The following is a 20,663-nucleotide window of genomic DNA, read 5'->3' as shown; positions in this document are numbered from 1 at the left end:
ATTAATTTTAATCCAGTAGCAGTTAGTAGTATTTTTTTAAAAACAACAGAAATATGAAACGATTATATTTTTTCTTAGTAGTCTTTATAAGTGGGAGTGTTTGGAGTTCTTATGCACAAGAAGAAGGACAACAAATTATATTTCATAAAACACATGAATTAAAAAAAGAACAGGCCCCGTTTTCTGATATCGTTGAGGTTGGTAAGCTGTATTTTTTATCGGGTCAAATAGGATTAGATCATACAACACGTCAATTGGTGGATGGGGGAATCGAAGCAGAAACGAAGCAAACTTTAGAAAATATAAAGGCTGTATTAACGCATCATCAGTTGACTATGAATCAAGTGGTAAAATGTACAGTGATACTTAAAAACATAGAGGACTTTAAGACGATGAATGAGATTTACCAACAATATTTCCCTCAAAAACCAGCCAGGACAACTTTTGCAGTTGCAAATTTGGCACTCGGAGCACAAATTGAGATTGAGTGTGTTGTAGCAAAAATGTAAATATTTCTATTCGTTACTTTTAGTGTAATATTTCTTTATTCTTATGTACCTTTGCAAACTTATGCAAGAGAGAGTACAAAAATTGGTTGATAAAGGGGAAATGCTCCCATTGATGGAGGAATTCTACACGATACAAGGAGAGGGTTTTCACAAGGGAACGGCTGCTTATTTTGTTCGTATTGGTGGCTGTGATGTAGGCTGTCACTGGTGTGATGTCAAAGAGAGCTGGAATGCAGCGCTACACCCTCCAACCTCTACAGATATTATAATTTCAAATGCGCTCAAACATAGTAATGTTGTGGTGGTTACAGGAGGTGAACCATTAACGTGGGATATGACTGAGTTGACTAAAGGTTTACGCGCAAGCGGAGCCAAAACACATATTGAAACCTCTGGAGCTTATAAACTAACAGGTGAGTGGGATTGGATATGTCTTTCGCCGAAAAAAATGAAACTTCCTACTCAGGAGATTTACGGTAAGGCGCACGAATTAAAATGCATCGTATTTAATAAGAGTGATTTTGCGTTTGCGCAAGAGCAAGCCTCCAAAGTTTCAGATGATTGTATTCTGTATTTGCAACCAGAATGGAGTGTACGTGAAAAAATGATTCCTATGATCGTTGATTTTGTTATGAAAAATCCACAATGGAAGGTTTCTTTACAAACGCATAAGTATCTTAACATTCCGTAGTTACTAGAATATTTTTCTTAAACGTTAATTTTTTAACGCTTTTTTATTTAGTTTTTTGTAAAAAACTTGCGTAAAGTGTAAGAATACACTCGCCATACTATTATTTATTTTCTGTTTTTTTAGTGCTATAATCGTTCTTTTTGAGTGGTATATCTAAAAAAGCTTCAAGTTGGAGAATTCGCTTGACTTCCTTAAAAAATGTGCTTAACTTATTGCAGTTAATTTATAATCAGTTTGTTATGCGATATTTTTTTACACATTTTGGGCTTAATTTTAGAGGTATTTTGAAATTTATTAAGGGTTTGCCTCGAGCATCGAGTTATGCGATACGCAAATAGCTTTTAAAACTTTCGTATGAAAGGGTAATCGTTAAGATGATTTCTAATAAGACTACTTTATCTGTCGTTTTTGATAGTTTTAGTAGTCTTTTTTGTTTTTGATTGGAATCATAAACCTACAAAATAGGGGCTTTTTCCCCTTCATTTCTTAACTTTTTTGTAAGTAAATTAAGTAATTTTTGTAGTATTTCGTAAAAGAATTGGGAGTTCGTCGAGTATTATTACAACTGTATCTAAAAGTTGTGCTCTGCCTGTTAAAACGCTTTATATTTTAGGTGTTCTGAATTATCTTTGAATAACAAATTATAAATCAAAACATTATGAAAATTTTTTACGGAATATTAGTTGTGGATATAACTGCTTTGAGAAATTTTTTGAAACAATTGCCGGCAGCTTGCAGTAATGCAATACATAGATAACTATTGGCTTATTTTTAATAAGAGGTTATATCTTACAGGATAACACAAACACTTTACTAATAATTTTCAAAACGAGTACTTAACGTAACATTCTAAAATCTAATTATGGGGCTATTTTACACTAAATTCAAATTAACATTTGCCATCGTCATGAATTTCCTTAAGGAACTTCCTGGAGCGACGAGTCATGCAATTCACAGATAACAACATTTAGACTATGTTTTTGTGATAAGCAAAAAAAGCACCCTAGTGTATTTATTGACACTAGGGTGCTTTTTTATTGTTTATCTAATAGCTCTTAATTATAAAAAGGAACTTCTACACGCGTCGTATCCCATCCTAATACCATATGATAGCCCTTGTCAACTTTTTTGAAAGCAATTGAAAAAGCTTCTAATGCTTCTTGATCTGTAGTAACAGGAACAGTAATTCTTGCTGCGTCCTTAGTTTTATCATAAGTATAAGCTCCCCAGCTATCTAAATCAGAGTTTAAAATAATCTCCCAATTATCTTTTCCGGGAATAGTGAATAAAGAGTACGTACCAGCTTTTAGCATAATATCTCCCATTTTGAAATCTTTAAATAATTTAATTTCAGTTGCTTCGTCTGCACCTGTTCTCCAAACTTTATCAAAAGGAACAAGCTTGCCAAAAATTTCACGGTCCTTTTTCTGCGGACGACTATAAATTACCTTTATATCGGGTTTAGCATTTTTTTCTGGAGATGCGTATACAATATCAGTAGGACTTTTTTGTAATCCCGCAAATTTTTGAGCTGTACTATTTACTAAGGCCCCTAGGCAAAGTACAATTGTTAAAAAGAATGTTTTTTTCATGATATGTGTTTTTAATTTAATTAATGGACGTTTATATGATAGGTAAATTACATTGTTTGTATAAATATAGGAAACTTATAGCTTATAAGTAAAAAACTATGATCCGATATAAAAAGTTTTCTTTTTGTTTTAAAATAGGGGTTTTAATTATTAATTAAAACTATAAATACCTATTCTATTTACAATAAATAATTTTTAATGAATATTTGCTTCATAATTATTAGTAAATAAAATATTATGTGCGGAATTGTTTGTGCTTTTGAATTAAAACAGGATAGTGAAATACTACGTCCACAATTATTGGAGATGTCAAAAAAGATTAGACATCGAGGACCTGATTGGAGCGGAATTTTTTCGAATATTGATGCGATTATGGCACACGAACGTTTGGCAATCGTCGATCCCGCATCAGGGAAACAGCCGTTATTTGATAAGGATAAAAAAGTTGTGCTCGCTGCAAATGGTGAGATTTATAACCACAAAGAGTTACGAGCCAAGCTCAAACAAGCGTATGAATTTCAAACAGCCTCAGATTGTGAGATCATTTTAGCGCTGTATAAAGAACAGGGAGCTGCTTTTTTGGACCAACTTAATGGAATTTTTGGATTTGCTTTGTATGATGTAGAACGTAATGAATACTTTATTGCCAGGGATCATATGGGGATTATCCCACTTTACATGGGCTGGGATGAAAATGGAACGTTTTATGTTGCATCAGAATTAAAAGCGTTGGAGGGTGTGTGTACAAAAATTGAATTATTTCCTCCTGGACACTATTTACATAGCGGTACAGGCGAATTGACACAATGGTATACACGTGACTGGATGGATTTTGAAGCGGTAAAAGATAATCAGACCAGGATAGATGAAGTTCGTGACGCATTAGAAGCAGCTGTACATCGTCAATTAATGTCAGATGTGCCCTATGGAGTTTTATTATCTGGTGGATTGGATTCTTCGGTTACCTCGGCTATTGCTAAAAAATATGCAGAAAAACGAATTGAGTCCGGTGATATGGATCAGGCATGGTGGCCACAATTACATTCGTTTTCTGTTGGATTAGAAGGATCACCGGATCTGGCCGCCGCACAAAAGGTCGCAGATCATATTGGAACAGTTCATCATGAAATAAAGTTTACCATCCAAGAAGGATTAGACGCTATTAGAGATGTTATCTACAATCTGGAAACTTATGACATCACTACTATTCGCGCCTCAACGCCCATGTATCTGATGGCGCGAGTGATAAAGTCAATGGGAGTAAAAATGGTTTTATCAGGTGAGGGCGCCGACGAACTATTTGGAGGGTATTTGTATTTTCATAAAGCCCCTACAGCCAAAGATTTTCATGAAGAAACTGTGCGTAAGCTTGATAAATTGCATATGTACGATTGTCTGCGTGCAAATAAATCCCTAGCAGCCTGGGGGATCGAGGGGAGAGTTCCTTTTTTGGATAAAGAGTTTATGGATGTGGCTATGCGTATCAATCCTCAGGATAAAATGATCAATGGGGAGCGAATGGAAAAATGGGTAGTACGTAAAGCATTTGAATCGTATTTACCCGAAAGCGTTGCCTGGCGTCAAAAAGAGCAATTTTCTGATGGTGTAGGATATGATTGGATAGATACCTTAAAAGCGGTTGTTGAGCAAGAGATTAGTGATGATCAATTGGCCAATGCGATATTTAAATTTCCCATTCAGACACCTACCTCAAAAGAAGAATTTTATTACCGAAGCATTTTTGCCGAACATTTTCCATCTGATGCAGCGGCATTATGTGTTCCATCCGTTCCCTCGGTAGCCTGTAGTTCTCCGGTAGCACTTGCATGGGATGAATCTTTTAGAAATATGAATGATCCATCAGGTCGAGCTGTGTCTTCTGTTCATGAAGAAGGATATCAAAAGAAAGAAATAGTAACCATTTAAAAAATCATAGCCTTAAATACGCTTAAAAAAGAGAGCCCTTATAACGTCAGTTGTAAGGGTTCATTATTATATTACAGTTTTCGAATGATTTTGAAGACTTGTAGCGCATTTTTTCAAGTATTAACTATTTTTAAAAATACTTCAAACAATCGAAAATTGAATTTAAGGCTAATAATAGATGTTTTAAGCCATCTTGGGCAATCTGTGGTCTTTTTGAGTTAAAAAGTAAATAAATTGTTGATAACTCTTTAAATCAACCCTTAACAATTCCTTTGCACTTGGTTACGATTTTTTATATTTGCTTGTTAAGCAAAAAACTTACATTAAACAGCACAGTTTTATGAGCGAAGAAGGAAAAAAGGATCAATATTCTGCCGATAGTATTCAGGCATTAGAAGGAATGGAGCATGTAAGAATGCGTCCATCTATGTATATAGGAGATGTGGGTGTTAGAGGTTTACACCATCTAGTTTATGAAGTAGTAGATAATTCTATTGATGAGGCACTAGCTGGGCATTGTGATACTATCGAAGTAACTATCAATGAAGATAATTCTGTAACCACTAGAGATAATGGTCGTGGTATTCCGGTGGAGATTCATAAAAAAGAAGGCGTTTCTGCACTAGAGGTTGTTATGACCAAAATTGGAGCGGGAGGTAAGTTTGACAAAGATTCTTATAAAGTCTCCGGTGGACTACATGGGGTTGGAGTATCTTGTGTGAATGCTTTATCAGCACATTTGCATGCGTATGTGCATAGAGAAGGTAAGGTATGGGAACAGGAATATGAGAAAGGAAAACCATTGTATCCGGTAAAATCTACCGGTGATACTGATTTTAGAGGTACTGAAGTAACTTTTAGACCAGATCCAACAATATTTCAACAGACGCTGGAATATAATTATGATACGTTGGCAAGCAGAATGCGGGAGCTGGCATATCTAAATAAGGGAATAAAGATTACACTTACCGACAAGCGTCATCAGGATGAAAAAGGTGAAAATGTATCTGAAGTTTTCCATTCTGAAGAAGGATTAAAAGAATTTATACGCTTTTTGGATGCTAGTCGAACACCTATCATCGGAGATGTAATTTCTATGGAGGGTGAAAAGAATGACATTCCGGTAGAAGTGGCGATGATATATAATGATTCGTATGCGGAAAATTTACATTCCTATGTAAACAATATCAATACGCATGAAGGAGGAACGCATCTTTCAGGTTTTAGAAGAGGATTGACTTCAACCTTAAAGAAATATGCAGATGCTTCAGGTATGTTAGATAAACTGAAGTTTGAAATCGCTGGTGATGATTTTAGAGAAGGTCTAACGGCAATTGTTTCGGTAAAAGTCCAAGAACCTCAATTTGAAGGTCAGACCAAAACTAAATTAGGAAATAGAGAGGTAACCTCTGCTGTTTCTCAGGCGGTTTCTGAGATGCTGGAGAATTATTTGGAAGAAAATCCAAACGATGCTAAAATAATAGTTGAAAAAGTTATTCTTGCAGCCCAAGCTCGTCACGCAGCCAAAAAAGCGCGTGAGATGGTACAGCGTAAATCGGTAATGAGTATTGGAGGCCTACCTGGTAAGCTTTCAGATTGTTCTGAGCAGGATCCTGCATTGTGCGAGGTATTTTTAGTCGAGGGAGATTCGGCAGGTGGAACAGCTAAGCAAGGTAGAGATCGTAATTTCCAAGCAATTTTACCGTTGCGTGGTAAGATTTTGAATGTAGAAAAGGCGATGCATCACAAGGTTTTTGAAAATGAAGAAATCAAGAACATCTTTACAGCCTTAGGGGTGACCATTGGAACAGAGGAGGATAGTAAGGCGCTTAATTTATCAAAGCTGCGCTATCATAAAGTAGTAATTATGTGTGATGCCGATGTCGATGGTAGTCACATTTCTACTTTAATTCTTACATTCTTTTTCCGTTATATGAAAGAATTGATCGAAGCCGGTCATATTTACATTGCGGCACCGCCATTATATTTGGTTAAAAAAGGAGCTAAAAAGCAATATGCATGGAACGATGATCAACGAGATGCGATTGTCAAGGAGTATGGGGACAATGCAAAAATCCAACGTTATAAGGGTCTTGGAGAAATGAACGCAGAGCAGCTATGGGATACTACAATGAATCCGGAATATAGGACTATGCGTCAAGTTACTATAGACAGCCTTGCTGAAGCAGATCGTATCTTCTCTATGTTAATGGGGGATGAGGTTCCGCCACGAAGAGAGTTTATTGAAAAAAACGCTGTATATGCAAATATCGATGCGTAGATAGGATAGATACAATTTCAAAAAAAACGTTTATGGTGTGTTACTGTAAACGTTTTTTTTTGTTTCATGGGGTAGGTGTTTAAGTGTTCTTTTGGTTAAAATTTAGATTCTAATCTTGTAATAATTTGTATTTTCGCAGGAGTGCTGAAAATTTCAGTCAAATAACATTCTATTAATTAAATTTAAATATATAATGAAAGTAACCGTAGTAGGAGCTGGTGCAGTAGGTGCAAGTTGTGCTGAATACATCGCGATCAAAGATTTTGCCTCAGAAGTAGTATTGTTGGATATCAAAGAAGGCTATGCTGAAGGTAAGGCGATGGATTTAATGCAAACTGCTTCATTAAATGGATTTGATACAAAAGTAACCGGAAGTACTAATGATTACACCAAAACTGCAAACAGTGAGGTGGTGGTAATTACTTCTGGAATTCCACGTAAACCTGGTATGACTCGTGAAGAGTTGATCGGGATCAACGCGGGAATTGTAAAAACGGTTTCAAGTAATTTAATAGAGCATTCTCCCAATGCTATTATAATCGTGGTAAGTAATCCTATGGATACTATGACGTATTTGGTACATAAGACTACGAATTTGCCTAAGCACAGAATCATTGGTATGGGCGGGGCGTTAGATAGTGCGCGTTTTAAGTACAGACTTGCTGAGGCATTAGAAGCTCCAATTTCTGATGTTGATGGTATGGTGATCGGTGGACATAGTGATAAAGGAATGGTGCCTTTAACTCGATTGGCTACTAGAAACAGTGTACCGGTATCAGAGTTTATTTCTGAGGAGCGTCTTAATCAAGTAGCAGAAGATACTAAGGTAGGTGGTGCTACTTTGACTAAATTATTGGGAACGTCAGCATGGTATGCGCCTGGAGCTGCTGTTTCTGCACTAGTTCAGGCTATTGCATGTGATCAAAAGAAAATATTTCCATGTTCTGTTTTGTTAGAAGGAGAGTATGGGCTTAATGATTTGTGTATCGGAGCGCCAGTTGTTTTAGGTAAAAACGGAGTAGAGAAAATTGTTGAGATTAAACTTTCTGAGGCTGAAAAAACAAAGTTAGCTGATAGTGCAGAAGGAGTTAAAAAAACAAACAGTTTATTAGAACTTTAACAGAATACTAGTAAATTTATACAGAAAAAGATCGCTTTAGGGCGATCTTTTTTGGTTAAAAGCTATATTAAAATCATAGAAATTATTAATTTTCAGCGTTTTAGTTTCAAATATATAACTTCGCCTAAAAATCAGGCATTGAGGGTTGGCAAATGTTTTTTGAAATCCTATATTTGTCCGTTTTATAAAAATGACCAATAAATTTAAGAATAATGCAGAACAAAGGACTTGTTAGAGTATTTGCGATTTTATTCGGATTGGTATGTATTTACCAGTTGTCGTATACGTATTTAACCTACACCAAAGAAAAAGAAGCTGAGAATTATGCGCAGCAAAAGTTTCCGGGAGAGGATGCTTCCAAACTTAGAGAAATGGCAGAGCGTAATTATTTAGATTCTATAGGTAAGGATCCAATCTTTGCCGGGATTACGTATAATGATGCTAAAGATAAAGAGCTTAACAAAGGTCTTGACCTTAAAGGGGGAATTAATGTAATTCTTCAAATTTCTGTTAAAGATATTCTGAAGGGATTATCAAATAATTCAAAAGACCCTGCTTTTAATCAAGCACTATTAGCTACTGATGAATTACAAAAAAATAGTCAGAATAGTTATATCGAAGATTTCTTTACTGAGTTTGAGAAGATACCGGATGCTAAACTTGCATCTCCGGATATTTTTGCAAATAAAAATTTAAGTGACGATATCAGTTTTGATATGACTAATGATCAGGTAAAGCCAGTGCTTACACGTAAGATCGATGAGTCTATAACTTCGGCATTCGAGGTATTACGTAAGCGTATTGATAAATTTGGAGTTACACAACCAAATATTCAGCGTTTAGGAGAAACAGGTCGTATTCTGGTGGAGTTACCTGGAGCAAAGGATGTGGATCGTGTTAAGAAATTACTACAAAGTACAGCACAATTAGAGTTTTGGGACGTTTACAAGGCAGAAGAAATTTTTCCTTTCATTTTTGCAGCAAATACCTTGCTAAAAGAAGAAATGGAGAAAAAGGAAGCTACGACATCTGAAGACGCTACAGAGGTAGATGCTGCGCAGGTGGATTCTACAAAAACAGATGAAGATGCTGCCATTGACGATTTACTCGCAGATGCAGAAGATTCAACAGATCTTGATGCGCAAGTAAACCCAATTTTTGATTTAATTGCTAACCAAGGTGGACAAGGTGGCCCTGTAATTCTTTCAGTAAATAAGAACGACGTTGAAGAGTTTGAATCTTATTTAAATGACCCAAAGGTTAGAGCATTGTTATCACCGGAGCAACGTTATGTTCGTTTTGCCTGGGGTAAACCGGTAAAAGATTCAGACTTTGTAGATTTATATGCAATAAAAGGGAATCGTAATAATGAGCCAGAATTAAGTGGTGGTGTTATAACGGATGCAAGACAAGAATACAATCAAGTTGGTCAGGTAACTGTTACCATGCAAATGGATGGAAAAGGAGCTAAGGCATGGGAAGAGATGACCGGACGTGCTTCAACAAACCGTAGTCAAATTGCGATAGTTCTTGATAATGTGGTCTATTCTGCGCCCGGGGTTTCAACGGGCCCAATTAGTGGTGGACGTAGTGAAATCACAGGTAATTTTTCTATCGAGGAAGGACAAGATTTAGCCAACGTTTTGAGAGCTGGTAAATTACCTGCTTCTGCAGATATTATTCAAAGTGAAGTGGTTGGACCATCTTTAGGTCAGGAGGCTATTGATAGCGGAATTATGTCTTTTGCTATTGCACTGGTACTCATTCTAGTATGGATGGTATTCTATTATGGTAAAGCGGGTATTTTCGCGGATGTTGCTTTGGTTGTTAACATTTTGTTCATATTTGGAGTATTAGCAGGTTTAAAAGCTGTGCTAACACTGCCTGGTATTGCAGGTATTGTTTTAACCATAGGTATGTCGGTAGATGCAAACGTTCTAATTTTTGAGCGTATAAAGGAAGAGCTAACTAAAGGAAAATCTCAGGTAGATGCTATCAAAGATGGTTTTAATAACGCCTTGTCGTCTATTTTGGATGCAAACATTACCACAGGTCTTACAGGTTTGATTCTATTGTTTTTTGGTACAGGGCCTATCAAAGGTTTTGCGACGACCTTATTAATAGGTATTTTGACTTCATTGTTTACAGCAATTTTTATCACAAGACTATTTATTGATGGATATGGTAAAAACGGAAAAGAATTAGCTTTCTCTACCGGGATGACCAAAAACCTATTTAGTAACATCAATGTAGATTTCTTAGGGAAAAGAAAAATTGCTTATATAATTTCTGGAGTAGTTATCGTTGTCGGATTAGGATCATTGTTTACGCAAGGTTTGGATCAAGGGGTGGATTTTGTTGGAGGACGTAGTTATACGGTTCGTTTTGCAAAAGATGTTGCTCCAACCGAAATTGAAAATAAATTAACAGGAGTATTTGGAAGTGCGCAGGCGAAAACACTGGGTGCAAACAATCAGTTAAAGATTACTACGAAATATAAAGTGAATGAAACAGGTGAAGCTGTTGACGCTGAAATAGCGAATAAATTATACACTACACTTCAACCATACTTAGGAGGCGATATATCATATGACGAATTTGCGAATGGTGATGAGGATAAGCAGATAGGTATCATGTCTTCTATGAAAGTAGGACCAACGATTGCAGATGATATTAAACAAGCGGCTTTTTGGTCCGTCTTAGGATCTTTAATAGTAGTGTTCTTATACATTCTATTACGATTTAGAAGATGGCAGTTTAGTTTAGGTGCTGTAGCTGCAGTATTTCATGATGTGTTGCTGGTACTAGGTGTTTTCTCACTTACGTGGAAGTTTATGCCTTTTAATATGGAAATAGATCAGGCATTTATAGCTGCAATTCTTACAGTTATTGGGTATTCTTTAAATGATACCGTAGTAGTTTTTGATAGAATTAGAGAATTTTTCGGTGAGCATACTAATTGGCCATTGGCTAAGAATGTTAACGCTGCTTTAAACAGTACGTTGAGTCGTACATTGAATACGTCTTTAACAACATTACTTGTGTTAGGTGCAATTTTTATCTTTGCTGCGCCTCTTAGAGGATTTATGTTCTCTTTGATTATAGGTGTGCTGGTAGGTACGTACTCATCATTGTTTATAGCAACGCCGGTGATGTATGATACGGTTAAAAAAGTAGGACTCAAAACAAAGGTTAAAAAGGAAGAAGTAACCGCTTAATTCTTTTTATCAAGTATAAAAAAGCCCGTTATGAATTCTCATAACGGGCTTTTGATTTTTATGCGCTACAACTTTTTGAAACTAATGGAATCTCCTTCCTTTAAATTCCATTCTTTAGATAAGCCTGCATTGACTTCCAATATGTATTTGGCAGGTAATCGCGAGGGTAAGGAAGTTTCGTCATTTGGCTGAGCATTACGTTGGAAACTTACTATTTTTTGATTTTCATCGATATAAATAATATCCAATGGAATTAATGTATTCTTCATGTAGAAGTTCTGGGGCTTACTTTCTTCAGATATAAAAAGCATTCCTTGATTTTGCTCCATAGTTTTTCTGTACATAAGTCCGGTTTCGCGTTCGTAAGGATTGTCTGCAATTTCTATAGAAAGTTGTTTCAATGTATCGTTATCACGTAAAAGCTGTAATTCTCCTTCTTTTGTAAAAGATATCTCTTCGGTAATGCTATCTTTTATAGTATTGTTTTTTTTGTCTTGACATGCCTGAGATGCCAGTAAAATTGCGAGGCAGCCGAGGAGTTTTGAAGTTGTTATCATGTAGAAATATAGATAGTAGTTATTTAAATTTTCTGTATTTTATTTTACTGAACATATAAATTCCGTAGCAGATCAAACCTGCTGAGACTAATCCTAAAAGCCATGGACCGCTGCTGTTTTGCTGAATGAACGAAAAGGCATCAGAGGTTCCTTTAACGGTGGTAGCACTGTTAAACGCCCCCAAACCTGCCCGTAGGAAGAAATATGCTATTATAGAGATCACGATTCCTCTAGACACTAATCCGGCATACCCCATGTTCTTAATGAATTTTCTTCTTTTAGGATCTGTAATAGATCTAAGATCAAATTGATCAAGAAAATCGCCTTTAATAGCTTTAATAAATTGATATGCAGCCTTTATGCCCATCGCTGCTCCGATTACAATAAGAATGTATTGACCATATTCTGAACTAAGTATACCATTTTTTGAAGTTCCGGAACTACTTGATTCATTAAAAATCTCCCATAAAGCAAACCCGCCAAGTCCGGTATATACTATGCCACTTATAAAAAAGCCAACTCTTTTAATACTACCTTTTGCATCCTCATTAATTCCTTCAGGGTTTTTTATACTTTGTATAAAGCGCCAAAAGGCGTAACAAAAAAGTCCTAAGCCCAGAACTGCTAGAATAATTTTGCCAAAGGACTGTTGTTCCAAAAATTCGATGACCTGAAGTTTTCCTGCCTTTTGGCCTCCTGCATTAAACGCTGCAAGCAGGGTGAGTATCCCTGTTAGTGCATACACGAGTCCCTTTGCACCAAAGCCAACTTTTGCTATTTTTTTAATTTTATGATCCATAAATGTAATTATTTCTATTAAAAATACATGGAGTACTTGGTATAGCGAACAGAAACTCTATAATTTATGCTGAGTTTAACGGAGCAGTATCTTTTTTAAGACTTTTTGAGATAAATTTTTAACATGATGCTAGAATACTTTCAGAAAATAAAAAAGCTGTCTGAATACAGACAGCTTCCTAAAGTATTTTATTTTTTGTTTATAAGTTGACAATAGTTTGTCGTATAGAAACAAGGTTTGTAAGTAATTTTTCAAGATGTTTTAGATCCAACATATTGGCGCCATCACTTTTTGCATTTGCCGGATCAAAGTGTGTCTCTATAAAAAGTCCGTCAACACCATTGACTACTCCTGCTCTGGCAATAGTTTCGATCATATCGGGTCGGCCGCCGGTAACACCGCTGGATTGGTTAGGCTGTTGTAGCGAATGAGTTACGTCAAGAACGGTGGTTGCATATTCTCGCATGGTCGGAATTCCTCTAAAATCAACAATCATATCCTGATAGCCGAACATGGTGCCACGGTCTGTGATCATAGCGTTACTGTTTCCGCTATCCTGAACCTTTTTTACCGCATGCTTCATAGCTTCAGGACTCATAAACTGACCCTTTTTTAAATTAACGGTTTTACCTGTTTTAGCAGCCGCCACTACCAAATCAGTTTGACGTACTAAAAAAGCGGGAATTTGTAGAATATCTACATAAGCTGCGGCCATCACAGCATCTTCATTTGTATGAATATCTGTTACGGTCGGAACACCAAAGGTTTGTCCGACTTTTTGTAAAATTTTTAAAGCTTTCTCGTCTCCAATACCTGTAAAACTATCAATTCGGCTGCGATTAGCTTTCTTAAAAGAACCTTTAAAAACATAAGGAATTTTAAGTTTAGAAGTAATGGTAACCACTTTTTCGGCGATTCGTAATGCCATATCTTCACTTTCAATCGCGCAAGGACCTGCAAGTAGAAAGAAATTATTTGCATCCAAATCTTTTAAATTAGGTATATTTTGTAGCTGCATTTTTGCTGTTTTTTAATTGCAAAGATACTAGTTTTGGGAAGAATTAAATTTAAATAATAACCGGGTTTATTGTGCTAGTTTTAAGTAGATTAAAATAACCTGCATTTTATGTGAAACCTGACCAAATATCTTGTACATTTGCAGCCTTAAAAATAAGGCGTATATGAAAGCTATTAAAAATATCGCAATAATTGCACACGTTGACCACGGTAAAACTACCTTGGTTGATAAGATAATGTATCATTGTCAGCTATTTCGCGAAAACGAAAACACCGGAGATCTTATTCTAGATAATAACGATCTTGAACGTGAAAGAGGAATTACAATTACCTCTAAAAACGTATCGGTAATCTACAAGGATACAAAAATCAATATAATTGATACCCCTGGTCACGCCGATTTTGGTGGTGAGGTTGAGCGTGTATTGAATATGGCTGATGGTGTGTTATTACTTGTGGATGCCTTTGAAGGACCAATGCCGCAAACGCGTTTTGTATTGCAGAAGGCGATTGATCTTGGACTGAAGCCTTGTGTAGTAATTAATAAGGTAGATAAGGAAAATTGTACTCCGGATGAGGTTCATGAAAAAGTTTTTGACCTTATGTTCGAATTAGGGGCAGAGGAGTGGCAATTGGATTTCCCGTCGGTATATGGTTCTGCAAAGAACAATTGGATGAGTGAAGACTGGAAAAATGAAACAGATTCTATCGAGCCACTGTTGGAAATGGTTATAGATCATATTCCTTCTCCAAAAATTGAAGAAGGAACTCCGCAGTTATTGATTACATCACTTGACTTTTCATCGTTTACGGGACGTATCGCGATTGGAAGACTGCAACGTGGTACTTTAGTAGAAGGTATGCAGGTCTCACTTGTTAAGCGAGATGGATCCATTAAGAAAACTAAGATTAAAGAGCTTCATACCTTTGAAGGGTTAGGAAGAATGAAAGTTGACCGTGTTGAGGCGGGTGATATATGTGCATTAGTTGGATTAGAAGGTTTTGAAATTGGAGATACTGTAGCAGATGTTGAAAATCCTGAGGGATTAAAAACGATTGCTATAGATGAGCCAACGATGAGTATGTTGTTTACAATTAATGATTCACCATTCTTTGGTAAAGATGGTAAATTTGTTACTTCTCGTCATATCAAGGATCGTTTAACTAAGGAATTAGAAAAAAACCTAGCATTACGTGTTAATACTACAGATAGTGCGGATAAGTTTATGGTTTTTGGACGTGGGGTATTGCATTTATCTGTTCTTATCGAGACCATGCGTCGCGAAGGATATGAATTGCAAATTGGTCAGCCACAGGTTATCATCAAAGAAATTGACGGTGTTAAATGTGAACCAATTGAAGAATTGACGATCGATTTACCTGAAAATGTTTCTGGAAAGGCAGTTGAGATGGTTACCATGCGTAAAGGAGAGATGCTGAGTATGGAAGCAAAAGGCGATCGTATGGTTTGTGAATTTATGATACCATCACGTGGTATTATCGGTCTACGTAATCAATTGCTAACTGCTACTGCAGGGGAAGCGATCATGGCACACCGTTTTAAAGAATATCAGCCGCTTAAAGGTGATATTCCAGGACGTATCAATGGTTCATTAGTTTCTATGGAAAAAGGTTCGGCTATTCCTTACTCAATCGATAAACTACAGGATAGAGGTAAGTTCTTCGTTGATCCTGGAGAAGATATTTACGAAGGTCAGGTAATCGGAGAGAACTCTCGTGGCGATGATATGGCTGTAAATATTACAAAAACTAAAAAGTTAAGTAATGTACGTTCTTCTGGAGCTGATGATAAAGCTAAGATTGTTCCGGCAATCAAGTTTTCTCTGGAAGAAGCTTTAGAGTATATCCAAAAGGATGAATATGTAGAGGTAACTCCAAACCATTTGAGGTTACGTAAAATTTATTTAACTGAAACTGAACGTAAGCGTAATAAGATTGTATAATCAATCTGAACCGCATCCCAATAATTAAAAAATCCCGAGCTTTTCTCGGGATTTTTTTTCAACATTTGGGGTAACTTTTGGTCTCGGGGATCAAATCTTAATACGGTATATAGTGTCTAATTTTTTTAATTTATAATTATAAGACAGCATCATGGATGAACTATTATTTACAGAACTAGTTGGGTACTTTGCATCAGCAATGGTATTAGCATCATTTTTAATGCGTAACATCAAAAAACTGCGCTTAGTAAACTCAGTGGGGTGTTTGGCTTTTATTGCTTATGGAGTGTTGTTAAATTGGTCAATACCTATTATTCTAACCAATTTGGCCATTGTTTGTGTGAATATTTACTATTTGTTTATCAAAAAACAATAAACTCTTTGTTTATATTCTTATCGCTAAGATAGAATTTATTATTGATTTCTGGGTACGCTTTAACCAATCTTTAATTAAGTTACTTATAGATAGGAGATAGTTTAAATCTACGGAAGCATGTGTAGGGTTACATATTTTAGTAGATATTACCGTAGCTAGCAGGTGTAAGCTGTTGATGGTTTGTGTTATAATTCTTTAAAGTTTAACTTGCGTTGATCAGAAGAATTTTATATAAATTATGATGACAAAAGAAAATGCACCACTAACATGGAACGAATTTATGCGCGTAGATATGCGCATAGGTACTGTGCTTACCGCAGAAATCTTTAAGGAAGCTCGTAATCCTTCCTATAAATTTACCGTAGATTTTGGAGAGCTAGGAATAAAAAAATCGTCTGCCCAGGTAACTAAACGCTACAAGTTGGAAGAACTTGTAGGTAAACAAGTCATTGCAGTTGTGAATTTTCCTTCCAAACAAATTGCCACGATGATGAGCGAATGTTTGATCATGGGTGCCGTAGGAGATGAAGGCGTCGTTACGTTGCTAACCACAGATAAACCGGTTGCCAATGGACAACGAGTGGGTTAATTAATGTTATGTTGTCTATTCTCTTATCCTTTTCGTTGTACCACTTCAAAGACTTTACTGCCGTCACATTTTAAAGTTTTGGAAGGGTATTTTAATAGCAAAGCGTAGTCATGGGTTGCCATAAGGATGGTGTTTCCATTCTTATTAATATCTTGCAATACTTCCATCACTTCAACTGAAGTTTGAGGATCCAGGTTACCCGTAGGTTCATCTGCAAGAATAAGTTCGGGGTCGTTTAGTAACGCTCTAGCTATGGCAATACGCTGCTGCTCACCACCGGATAGTTGATAGGGAAACTTAAAGTCTTTGGTTTTCATACCTACCTTATGTAAAACATCATCTATTTTACTATGCATTGCTTTTTGATCATTCCATCCGGTAGCTTTTAATACAAATAATAAGTTGTCGCGTACTGTACGATCATTTAATAATTTAAAATCTTGGAATACAATACCTAGTTTTCTTCGTAAGAAAGGTATTTGATTTTCTTTCAACTGTCTTAGGTCAAAATCTACAATATGTCCTTCGCCTTCAGTTAAGGGTAAATCACCGTATAGCGTTTTCATAAAACTACTTTTACCAGTTCCTGTTTTTCCGATGAGGTAAACAAAATCTCCCTTATTTACGTCAACATTGACATCAGATAAAATTAAACTCTCACGCTGATAGATCGATGCGTTTTTAAGATTTAATACAGAATTGGACATATAGACAATCTAAGTGAATTATTAATTACAGTAAAAGTATAAAGAATACCGATAAAACGATGTATGGTTTAAAAATGTTTTATCAATCCTCATTTTTCTAATGGTTGGTAAGAAATAAAAATTCTTATGATTACTGCTTATAAATTTGGGCATTTTTTAACTTTGGCTACGTACTTATCATTTCTTTTACTCGTTATTGAATGGAAGATTAGTCTAACTTTAACACAGACTTAAAAATAGGGGAACGATATTTACCTTTGAAATAAAACTTTTTTAATGAGACACTACATCACGGTACTTGCATTTATGACAAGCTTTTGTGGGATTATATATGCACAGCAATCAGCAGCTTTTACTAATGATTTGATGCTTTATAATCAGGCTACGGAATTATATAATAACAAGCAGTTTTTGGCAGCGCAATTACTTTTTGACAAAGTAAAAGACGCTGTGGATGATGAGAATATAGAAGCAGAATGTGCATATTACATTGCTAATTGTGCTATTTGGCTCAACCAAAAGGGTGCAGATGATCTTATGGAAAATTTTGTCACCGAGTATCCTACAAGTGTCAAACGGAATGCTGCCTATCTGGATGTTGCAAATTATTATTTTGACAATGGTAAGTATGCCTACGCTCGCAAATGGTATGATCGTGTTGAGGTATATGCATTATCTGCTAAGGAAAAAGAAAAATTTAACTTTAATAACGGGTATGCATATTTCAAAATTCAGCGTTTCAATGAGGCTAAGAAGTTTTTTGAAGACGTGCAAGAGTCCAGAACCTATGGTGCCAAAGCAAAATATTATTTAGGTTTTATAGCGTATGAAGGAGATGACTATCAAGAGGCGAACCAACTTTTTGATGAAGTTAAGGATTTAAATGAATACAATAAGAATCTTTCTTATTTTCAAAGTGATATGAATTTCAAATCGGGAAACTTTGAAGAAGCTATTAAAGAGGGGCTCGTGCAATTACCTAAGTCAAAGCCTACAGAAAAATCAGAGTTAAATAAAATAATTGGGGAGAGTTACTTTAATTTAAAACAATATGGCAAAGCTATTCAATACCTTAAAGCATATAGGGGGCGTAAGGGTAAATGGACTAATACGGATTATTACCAACTCGGCTATGCATATTACAAAGAAGGTAATTACGAAGAAGCGATCTCTGAGTTTAATAAAATTATCGAAGGACGTAATGCTACGGCTCAAAATGCATATTATCATTTGGCAGAATCTTATTTGAAAACAGATCAAAAACAGCAAGCACTCAATGCTTTCAAAAATGCTTCGGAAATGGATTTTGATGCTACAATCAAAGAGGATGCCTTTTATAATTATGCCAAATTGAGTTATGAAATTGGTAATTCATATCAAAGTACACCTAAAATTTTACTGGGTTTTATGGATCAGTACCCCGGTTCTGAGAAAAAGGAAGAAATGAAGGAGCTTTTAATCAATTCATACCTGACTTCTAAAAATTACAAAGAAGCTATGGAGCTGTTAGAGAGTACACGTAATTTTGCCGATAAAGTAGTATATCAAAAGGTAGCGTATTATCGAGCAATCGAGTTGTATACTTCCGGAAATTACGACGAAGGACTAATCTATTTTACAAAATCACTATCTCAGCCAAGAGATCCGTCATATACTTCCAAGGCTACCTATTGGAAAGCAGAAACCTTATATATGCTCGGTCAATACGAAGAAGCGTTGGTGCATTTTAAGCAATTCAAAGACTTTGATAATGCTCAAACTACCGTAGTATTTGAAAATATCGACTATAGCTTGGGGTATACGTATTTTAAATTAAAGCAGTACTTAAAATCGATAGAACACTTTTCTAAATTTATAAATACAGCGAAGTCGGATGATGTGAGGTTAGCAGATGCCTATTTGCGATTAGGCGATAGTAATTTTATATCCAGTAAATATTGGCCCGCGATGGAAGCTTATAATAAAGCTATTCAATTGGATGGTCCCAATGCAGATTATGCGCATTATCAAAAAGCAATAAGCTATGGATTTGTCGGTAAGAATGATAAAAAAATTAGTGATTTAGAATTGTTTTTAACTACATACACTCGTTCGGTATATCGTGACGACGCTATGTATGGTCTGGGTAATACATATATCGCTAAAGGAGATGTGTCTCGTGGTATAGCTACTTACGATAGATTGATCGATGAGACGCCGAGGAGTTCTTATGTACCAAAAGCCTTGTTAAAGCAGGGATTGGTATATTATAACAACGATCAAGGAGATCAAGCACTGTCAAAATTCAAAAAGGTAGTTTCCCAATATCCGGGAAGTGAAGATGCGGTGCAAGCAGTTAAAACAGCACGGTTGGTATATGTGGATTTGGGCAGAACGGATGAATATGCATCTTGGGTAAAAGGCCTAAGCTTCGTAAATGTTACTGATGAGGATTTGGATAATACCAGTTATGAAGCTGTAGAAAAACAATTGGTAGATGGAAATGAAAATAAAGCTATTGATGAACTTACTAAGTATTTAAAAGATTTCCCAAATGGTATCAATGCATTAAAAAGCCATTTCACCTTAGCACAGTTATATGCAAAACAGAATAATAACGAAGCGGCGCTGCCACATTATCAATACGTAATTGCAAAGGAGCAAACAGAGTATACAGAGCAGGCTTTATTAAAGGTCTCTCGGTTTTATTTAGAACAAGAGCAGTATGACAAGGCGTTACCTTTGTTAAGTAGATTAGAGCAAATAGCTGATTATCCACAGAATATCATTTTTGCGCAATCAAATATCATGAAAGCTCACTATCAATTGGTGCACTATCCCGAGACTATCACGTATGCTGAAAAAGTTTTAGCCAATCCAAAAATTCAACAAGAGGTGAAGGATGATGCACAATTATTCTTGGCTAGGGCAGCTTTGCAAACAGCAGATGAATCACGAGCTAGGCAAGCCTATCAGAAAGTACAACAAACCGCTAGAGGAGAACTTGCAGCCGAATCACTGTATTATGATGCTTATTTTAAGAATAAGGATGCAAATTATAAGGCGTCGAATGAAAGTATTCAAAGACTTTCCAAAGAATATTCGGGATACAAACTGTATGGTGCTAAGGGCTTAGTGCTTATGGCCAAAAACTTTTACGGACTTAAGGATGCGTATCAAGCTACATATATTCTAGAAAGTGTGATCAAGAATTTTACGGCATATCCAGACGTTGTAGCAGAAGCTAGTGAGGAACTTCAGCGTATTAAAAAAGAAGAAGCCAAAACGAATGCATCCATTCAAACTGAACAATAATATTTATTTAGAAAGATACATCT

Annotated in this window: 15 protein-coding genes; 10 read left to right on the top strand and 5 right to left on the bottom strand. The window is 35.9% G+C overall.

Annotated elements, in window-relative coordinates:
• Nucleotides 1-53: 53 nt before the first annotated feature.
• Nucleotides 54-509, top strand: a complete 456-nt coding sequence (locus BD809_RS13445) for a RidA family protein (RefSeq protein ID WP_148783503.1) — start codon at nt 54-56, stop codon at nt 507-509.
• Between the two features lie 61 nt (nt 510-570).
• The gene (locus tag BD809_RS13440; protein WP_148783502.1) at nt 571-1,200 is read left to right on the top strand and encodes a 7-carboxy-7-deazaguanine synthase QueE; all 630 of its coding nucleotides are present in this window, start codon (nt 571-573) and stop codon (nt 1,198-1,200) included.
• A 1,055-nt stretch (nt 1,201-2,255) separates the two neighbouring features.
• Here the strand turns inward: BD809_RS13440 and BD809_RS13435 are convergent.
• A complete protein-coding gene (locus BD809_RS13435) occupies nt 2,256-2,792 on the bottom strand; it encodes a DUF2911 domain-containing protein (protein WP_148783501.1) in 537 nt (178 codons plus the stop codon).
• A 237-nt stretch (nt 2,793-3,029) separates the two neighbouring features.
• Here BD809_RS13435 and asnB point away from each other — a divergent pair, with 237 nt between their 5' ends.
• The 4 genes from asnB (at nt 3,030) to secDF (ending at nt 11,337) form a co-directional block, all read left to right on the top strand.
• Entirely contained in the window at nt 3,030-4,718 is a 1,689-nt protein-coding gene (gene asnB / locus BD809_RS13430; RefSeq protein WP_148783500.1) for an asparagine synthase B, read from the top strand.
• Nucleotides 4,719-5,058: 340 nt separating this feature from the next.
• A complete protein-coding gene (gyrB, locus tag BD809_RS13425; RefSeq protein WP_148783499.1) occupies nt 5,059-6,999 on the top strand; it encodes a DNA topoisomerase (ATP-hydrolyzing) subunit B in 1,941 nt (646 codons plus the stop codon).
• A gap of 193 nt (nt 7,000-7,192) precedes the next feature.
• Nucleotides 7,193-8,119, top strand: a complete 927-nt coding sequence (mdh, locus tag BD809_RS13420; RefSeq protein WP_148783498.1) for a malate dehydrogenase — start codon at nt 7,193-7,195, stop codon at nt 8,117-8,119.
• A 212-nt stretch (nt 8,120-8,331) separates the two neighbouring features.
• Nucleotides 8,332-11,337 carry a protein translocase subunit SecDF gene (gene secDF / locus BD809_RS13415; RefSeq protein ID WP_148783497.1) on the top strand — a complete coding sequence of 1,002 codons (3,006 nt, stop codon included), beginning with the start codon at nt 8,332-8,334 and terminating at the stop codon, nt 11,335-11,337.
• Nucleotides 11,338-11,402: 65 nt separating this feature from the next.
• Here the strand turns inward: secDF and BD809_RS13410 are convergent, their stop codons facing one another.
• The 3 genes from BD809_RS13410 to kdsA form a co-directional block, all read right to left on the bottom strand.
• Entirely contained in the window at nt 11,403-11,894 is a 492-nt protein-coding gene (locus BD809_RS13410) for a DUF192 domain-containing protein (RefSeq protein WP_148783496.1), read from the bottom strand.
• Between the two features lie 19 nt (nt 11,895-11,913).
• Complete coding sequence (locus tag BD809_RS13405; RefSeq protein WP_148783495.1) at nt 11,914-12,693, bottom strand: DUF1206 domain-containing protein; 780 nt, start codon at nt 12,691-12,693, stop codon at nt 11,914-11,916.
• Nucleotides 12,694-12,892: 199 nt separating this feature from the next.
• The gene (gene kdsA, locus BD809_RS13400) at nt 12,893-13,711 is read right to left on the bottom strand and encodes a 3-deoxy-8-phosphooctulonate synthase (protein ID WP_148783494.1); all 819 of its coding nucleotides are present in this window, start codon (nt 13,709-13,711) and stop codon (nt 12,893-12,895) included.
• A 163-nt stretch (nt 13,712-13,874) separates the two neighbouring features.
• On the opposite strand from kdsA, the gene typA reads away from it, so the two are divergent.
• The 3 genes from typA to BD809_RS13385 all read left to right on the top strand — a co-directional run bounded on the left by typA (nt 13,875) and on the right by BD809_RS13385 (nt 16,639).
• A complete protein-coding gene (gene typA / locus BD809_RS13395; RefSeq protein ID WP_148783493.1) occupies nt 13,875-15,674 on the top strand; it encodes a translational GTPase TypA in 1,800 nt (599 codons plus the stop codon).
• Nucleotides 15,675-15,825: 151 nt separating this feature from the next.
• Nucleotides 15,826-16,050 (top strand): uroporphyrinogen decarboxylase, encoded by a 225-nt coding sequence (locus tag BD809_RS13390; protein WP_148783492.1) that lies wholly within the window; start codon nt 15,826-15,828, stop codon nt 16,048-16,050.
• A 238-nt stretch (nt 16,051-16,288) separates the two neighbouring features.
• Nucleotides 16,289-16,639, top strand: coding sequence for a tRNA-binding protein (locus tag BD809_RS13385; RefSeq protein ID WP_148783491.1), 351 nt, complete (start codon nt 16,289-16,291; stop codon nt 16,637-16,639).
• A 23-nt stretch (nt 16,640-16,662) separates the two neighbouring features.
• On the opposite strand, the gene BD809_RS13380 is transcribed toward BD809_RS13385, so the two are convergent.
• Nucleotides 16,663-17,346: a cell division ATP-binding protein FtsE gene (locus BD809_RS13380; protein WP_148783490.1), complete on the bottom strand. Its 684-nt coding sequence runs from the start codon at nt 17,344-17,346 to the stop codon at nt 16,663-16,665.
• A 276-nt stretch (nt 17,347-17,622) separates the two neighbouring features.
• On the opposite strand from BD809_RS13380, the gene BD809_RS13375 reads away from it, so the two are divergent.
• A complete protein-coding gene (locus tag BD809_RS13375) occupies nt 17,623-20,640 on the top strand; it encodes a tetratricopeptide repeat protein (RefSeq protein WP_148783489.1) in 3,018 nt (1,005 codons plus the stop codon).
• The last annotated feature ends 23 nt before the right edge of the window (nt 20,641-20,663 follow it).

Origin of the sequence: Aquimarina intermedia (assembly GCF_008124785.1) — a bacterium.
In the GTDB taxonomy this organism is placed as follows: Bacteria; Bacteroidota; Bacteroidia; order Flavobacteriales; family Flavobacteriaceae; genus Aquimarina; species Aquimarina intermedia.
The sequence above is the reverse complement of the archived record's forward strand: the minus strand, read 5'-3'. Positions and strand labels throughout refer to the sequence as shown.

Excerpts from the sequence above, each read along its gene's own strand:
- secDF (WP_148783497.1), top strand. The coding sequence starts at position 8,332 with ATGCAGAACAAAGGACTTGTTAGAGTATTTGCGATTTTATTCGGATTG.
- BD809_RS13445 (WP_148783503.1), top strand. The coding sequence starts at position 54 with ATGAAACGATTATATTTTTTCTTAGTAGTCTTTATAAGTGGGAGTGTT.
- BD809_RS13390 (WP_148783492.1), top strand. The coding sequence starts at position 15,826 with ATGGATGAACTATTATTTACAGAACTAGTTGGGTACTTTGCATCAGCA.
- mdh (WP_148783498.1), top strand. The coding sequence starts at position 7,193 with ATGAAAGTAACCGTAGTAGGAGCTGGTGCAGTAGGTGCAAGTTGTGCT.
- BD809_RS13440 (WP_148783502.1), top strand. The coding sequence starts at position 571 with ATGCAAGAGAGAGTACAAAAATTGGTTGATAAAGGGGAAATGCTCCCA.
- typA (WP_148783493.1), top strand. The coding sequence starts at position 13,875 with ATGAAAGCTATTAAAAATATCGCAATAATTGCACACGTTGACCACGGT.
- BD809_RS13380 (WP_148783490.1), bottom strand. The coding sequence starts at position 17,346 with ATGTCCAATTCTGTATTAAATCTTAAAAACGCATCGATCTATCAGCGT.
- BD809_RS13385 (WP_148783491.1), top strand. The coding sequence starts at position 16,289 with ATGATGACAAAAGAAAATGCACCACTAACATGGAACGAATTTATGCGC.
- BD809_RS13405 (WP_148783495.1), bottom strand. The coding sequence starts at position 12,693 with ATGGATCATAAAATTAAAAAAATAGCAAAAGTTGGCTTTGGTGCAAAG.
- gyrB (WP_148783499.1), top strand. The coding sequence starts at position 5,059 with ATGAGCGAAGAAGGAAAAAAGGATCAATATTCTGCCGATAGTATTCAG.
- asnB (WP_148783500.1), top strand. The coding sequence starts at position 3,030 with ATGTGCGGAATTGTTTGTGCTTTTGAATTAAAACAGGATAGTGAAATA.
- BD809_RS13375 (WP_148783489.1), top strand. The coding sequence starts at position 17,623 with ATGAGACACTACATCACGGTACTTGCATTTATGACAAGCTTTTGTGGG.
- BD809_RS13435 (WP_148783501.1), bottom strand. The coding sequence starts at position 2,792 with ATGAAAAAAACATTCTTTTTAACAATTGTACTTTGCCTAGGGGCCTTA.
- BD809_RS13410 (WP_148783496.1), bottom strand. The coding sequence starts at position 11,894 with ATGATAACAACTTCAAAACTCCTCGGCTGCCTCGCAATTTTACTGGCA.
- kdsA (WP_148783494.1), bottom strand. The coding sequence starts at position 13,711 with ATGCAGCTACAAAATATACCTAATTTAAAAGATTTGGATGCAAATAAT.